The 3,396-nt window shown below is 69.6% G+C and carries 4 protein-coding genes; 1 reads left to right on the forward strand and 3 read right to left on the reverse strand.

Annotated features, from left to right (window positions below; all coding sequences use genetic code 11):
- Window positions 1–503 (reverse strand): LysR family transcriptional regulator (locus tag VGF12_RS16830; RefSeq protein ID WP_331177199.1); only part of this gene is annotated, 503 nt, incomplete at its 3' end.
- 100 nt (window positions 504–603) lie between these two features.
- On the opposite strand from VGF12_RS16830, the gene VGF12_RS16835 reads away from it, so the two are divergent.
- Window positions 604–1,530, forward strand: a complete 927-nt coding sequence (locus VGF12_RS16835) for a DMT family transporter (RefSeq protein ID WP_331177200.1) — start codon at window positions 604–606, stop codon at window positions 1,528–1,530.
- Here VGF12_RS16835 and VGF12_RS16840 read toward each other — a convergent pair.
- Complete coding sequence (locus VGF12_RS16840; protein ID WP_331177201.1) at window positions 1,439–1,987, reverse strand: hypothetical protein; 549 nt, start codon at window positions 1,985–1,987, stop codon at window positions 1,439–1,441. The two genes, VGF12_RS16835 and VGF12_RS16840, sit on opposite strands and share 92 nt — an antisense overlap.
- Window positions 1,988–1,991: 4 nt before the next feature.
- Window positions 1,992–3,305, reverse strand: coding sequence for a hemolysin family protein (locus VGF12_RS16845; protein ID WP_331177202.1), 1,314 nt, complete (start codon window positions 3,303–3,305; stop codon window positions 1,992–1,994).
- Between the last annotated feature and the right edge of the window lie 91 nt (window positions 3,306–3,396).

Consider the following 3,396-nt stretch of genomic DNA (forward strand, 5'->3'; position numbering starts at 1 on the left):
GAGGCGCACAGCACGAAGCGGATGGCCGCCAGACGGCGTGCCACCAGCCCGTCGGAGGGCTTGCGTGTCAGTCGCAGCACCACGTCGAAGCCTTCCTCGGCCAGGTCCACGTAGCGGTCGTTCAGGCCCAGCACGACGTCCAGCTGCGGATGCCGGGCGCAGAACTCGGACAGCAGCGCCGTGAACTGCAGGTTGCCGAACGCCGTCGAAACGGACATGCGCAAGACGCCGCGCGGCTCGTCGCGACGCCCGGCCAGCTCCGTCTCCAACGCCAGCGACTCGTCCAGCAGCCGCAGGGCGCGCTCATAGACGGCGCGCCCCTCGGCCGTGGGGCTGACGCTGCGCGTGGTGCGGTGCAGCAGCCGCGTGCCGAGCTGGTCTTCCAACCGCACGACCTGCTTGCTGACGGCGGACTTTGTCGTGCCCAGCAGCCGTGCTGCACCCGAGAAGCCGCGAGCGTCGACGACGCGGGCAAAGGCATGCAGGTCTTCGAGGCGGCCCATGGCTGTGCTCCGTTTGGAAACTCTGAATCAACTTTCTGCCGGATTGTGTCCTGATCTGCCTATTTCTAGAGTCGCGTCCTGCCCTTCAAGGAGTCGCGCCATGTCCACCCTGACGCCCAGCCTTCCCGCCCGTTCCTTCCCGCCCGGTCTGTTCGAGCGGCTGCTGGCCGCCGTGGCTGCGTCCAGCCTGCCGTTGCTCTTCATCGTGCTGTGGAGCAGTGGCTATGTGGCCGGGAAGCTGGCGCTGCCGCACACCGGGCCGCTGACGCTGCTGACGTTGCGCTTCGGTCTCGCCGCTGTCGTGCTGGTTGCCGTCGCGCTGGCCACCGGCGCACCCTGGCCGCACCGCGCGCGGGCCTGGGGCCATCTGGCCGTCGTGGGCCTGCTGATGCAGGTGCTGCACTTCTCCTGCATCTATTTCGCGCTGCAGTGGGGTTTGACCGCGGGCGTGGCCGGGCTGCTGATCGGCCTGATGCCGCTGGCTACCGCGCTGGGCGCCCATCTGTGGCTGGCCGAGCGGCTGAACCTGCGCCAGGGCCTGGGCTTGCTGGGCGGCCTTGTGGGCGTGGCCTGGGTGGTGATGGACAAGCCGCTGGGCGGCGCCTGGCCCGCGTACGCGGTGGCTGGCCTGGGCTTGCTGGGCCTCGTGGGCGGCACGCTGTACCAGAAGCGCTACTGCGCCCACATGGATCTGCGCAGTGGCGCGGGCATCCAGATGGCCGTGTCCGCACTGGCGGTCGGGCTCATGGCCTGGCCCAGCGAGCATTTCGCGATCGACTGGACGGTGGAACTGGTCGGCGCCTGGCTGTGGCTGGGCCTGGTCAATTCCATCGGTGCCTTCAGCCTGATGTTCATCATGATCCGCCGCGGCCTGGCGGGGCAGGTGGCGAGCCTGTTCTTCCTGATCCCGGGTGTGTCGGCGCTGATGGGCTTCCTCACATTGGGCGAGCGGCTGTCGCCGCTGGCGCTGGCGGGCTTTGCGTTGTCGGCGCTGTGCGTGGCGGTGGCGGCGCCGGCGCGGCGTTGAGGTCCGCGGCGCTCGCGCAGTCGCGGATCATCAGCTGCACCAGCAGGTCCGCCTGGGCGGCCTGCATCCAGGCCGAGCTGCGCAGCAGCAGGCCCAGGCGCCGGGCTTGGGGGCCGCTGTCGGACAGCAGATGGACTTCGAAGACGCGCTCGGCCTTGTCGAAGCTGATGCCGACGTGCATGCCCGGTACCAACGCCTGATCGAAGCGCTCGCGCTGCGGGCCGCTGCTTCGCGTGACGCGCAGCGTGCAGTCCCCGTCCAGCGCGAAGCGGCTGCGCTCGCCGCGGTAGGCCTTGGCGCCTAGCGCTTCCAGCGCCTGCAGCCGTTCTGCATTGCCGATGTCGAAGGGGTTGGGCGGGACGGTGTCTTCGCTGGGGTAGCCGTCGCAAGCGCACAGCAGCAGCGCGGCGACGGCGGCTGAGAGCCGGGCGGTGATGCGATGTTGGCGGGCGGTCATCGCGTCATGCCGCCTTGACGGCCGGTTCGGCGGCCGGCTCCTGCAGCCGCGTTGCCAGCACCTTGTCGATGGTCTTGCCGTCCATGTCGACGATCTCCAGGCGCCAGCCCTCCCAGTCCACCGCCTCGGCCACCCGCGGCAGGCGGCCGGTCAGCAGCATCATCATGCCGCTGAGCGTGTGGTAGCGGCCGCGCTCTTCCTCGGGCACGGCATCCAGCGCCAGCCGGTCCTTGAGCTCCGGCACCGGGATGTGCCCGTCCAGCAGCCAGGATCCATCGTCGCGCTGCACGGCCCAAGCCTGTGCCGGGTCGCGCGGCTGGAACTCGCCAGTGATGGCTTCCACCAGGTCCTGCAGCGTCACCAGGCCCTGGATCTCGCCGTACTCGTCGATGACGAAGGCCATGTGCACGTTGCTGCCGCGGAAGTTCTCCAGCAGCTCCATGCCGGTCAGCGTCTCGGGGACATAGAGTGGCTCTTCCATGCCGGCCTCGGGCAGCAGCGTCTGGCCGTGGAGCTGGCGCGTCAGGATCTGGCGCGCGCTCACCACGCCGGCGATGTGGTCCAGACTGCCGCGGACGACGGGGAAGCGCTCGTGATGGGATGCCGTCAGCACGGCCAGGTTGTCGTCGACGCCCTGATCGAGGTCGAGGCAGACGATGTCGGCGCGCGGAACCATCAGCGAGGCGATCTGGCGGTCGTCGAGGCGGAACACGTTGCGCACCATTGTGTGCTCGTGCGACTCGATGACGCCAGCGCTGGTGCCCTCGGCCAGCAGCGCGTGGATTTCTTCCTCGGTCACCGCGGACGCGCCCTGGTCGCGCACTCCCAGCAGGCGCAACAGCGTGTTCGTCGAGCCGGCCAGCAGGGCGACGAAGGGCTTGGTGGCGATCGCCAGGGCCGAGATGGGCCGGGCGACGAGGCGGGCCACCCGTTCCGGGTGGGACTGGCCCAGGCGCTTGGGGACGAGTTCACCCAGCACGATGGAGAAATAGGTGATGACGACGACCACCAGGCCGGTGGCCGTGCCGCTGGCATAGGCCGCGGGCATGCCCAGGCTCAGCAGCCACTCGGCCAGCGGGCCGGCCAGCACGGCCTCGCCGACGATGCCGTTGAGCACGCCGATGGAGGTGATGCCGATCTGGATGGTGGAGAGGAAGCGCGTGGGGTCCGCGCCGAGTTGCAGCGCGACGGCGGCACTGTTGTCGCCCTCGTCGATGAGGCGTTGGAGCCGGGCCTTGCGGGCGGTGACCAGGCCGATCTCGGACATCGCGAAGACACCGTTGACCAAGATAAGGGCGAGCAGTAGGGCAATTTCCATGGGGGATGCGTGAACGAGGCGGCGCCCGGTGTGGGGACGCGCGCGGATCGGCTGCGTCGCGAAGACGAAGCCGGAGGGGAATGGCCGGACT

This window comes from Roseateles sp. (assembly GCF_036404855.1).
Taxonomy (GTDB): Bacteria; Pseudomonadota; Gammaproteobacteria; order Burkholderiales; family Burkholderiaceae_C; genus Pelomonas.

Excerpts from the sequence above, each read along its gene's own strand:
- VGF12_RS16840 (WP_331177201.1), bottom strand. The coding sequence starts at position 1,987 with ATGACCGCCCGCCAACATCGCATCACCGCCCGGCTCTCAGCCGCCGTC.
- VGF12_RS16835 (WP_331177200.1), top strand. The coding sequence starts at position 604 with ATGTCCACCCTGACGCCCAGCCTTCCCGCCCGTTCCTTCCCGCCCGGT.
- VGF12_RS16845 (WP_331177202.1), bottom strand. The coding sequence starts at position 3,305 with ATGGAAATTGCCCTACTGCTCGCCCTTATCTTGGTCAACGGTGTCTTC.